At 30.4% G+C, this 553-nt stretch carries 1 protein-coding gene; it reads right to left on the bottom strand.

Annotated features, from left to right (window positions below):
• Positions 1–109 precede the first annotated feature (109 nt).
• Positions 110–526, bottom strand: coding sequence for a hypothetical protein (locus E2R67_RS16475; RefSeq protein ID WP_134292023.1), 417 nt, complete (start codon positions 524–526; stop codon positions 110–112).
• Between the last annotated feature and the right edge of the window lie 27 nt (positions 527–553).

Genomic DNA, 553 nt, shown 5'->3' with positions numbered 1-553 from the left:
TAACGCCTTAATAAACAGCGTGAAGTATGGAGTATTTTTGGCGTACAATCAACGCGAAGCGTCCACGCCAAAAATGCAGAATACTTTGCGTCTGTTTTGATTAACTTTGTTAAATTTCGTCACGCTGGTACGATAAATACTCACTAGCTAGTTCACTTAGCTTATTATCAATAGCATGATTATTTGATATAGATTCTAAAATAGAAAGCCATTCTTCTTTTTCTGTATTAGATACACCATTTATAATTCTATTAACCATTTTGATTGTAATTAAGGTAGGTTGTTTTTCAATTGATTTTTTCAAGATTTCAAAATAGTCGAAATCTTCTTCTATAAAATGTACTAAGGGACCAGGTTCACCAAATTCTTTGTCGAAGTTATTTTCAAATAAATTAAATATATACGGAATAGAGTCTCTTTTATTTTCAATTAACTCAAGTTTATCTATAAAGTCATACAGCTGATCCCTTTCGACTTCACCATATTCATCAAAGGTAACTTTTTTTAATTCAGATTCGAAATTCATGTTAATCGCAATTCAGAAATTTAACGC

This window comes from Psychromonas algicola, assembly GCF_004378355.1.
Lineage (GTDB): Bacteria > Pseudomonadota > Gammaproteobacteria > Enterobacterales > Psychromonadaceae > Psychromonas.
This window is presented reverse-complemented; position numbering and strand designations above follow the sequence as displayed.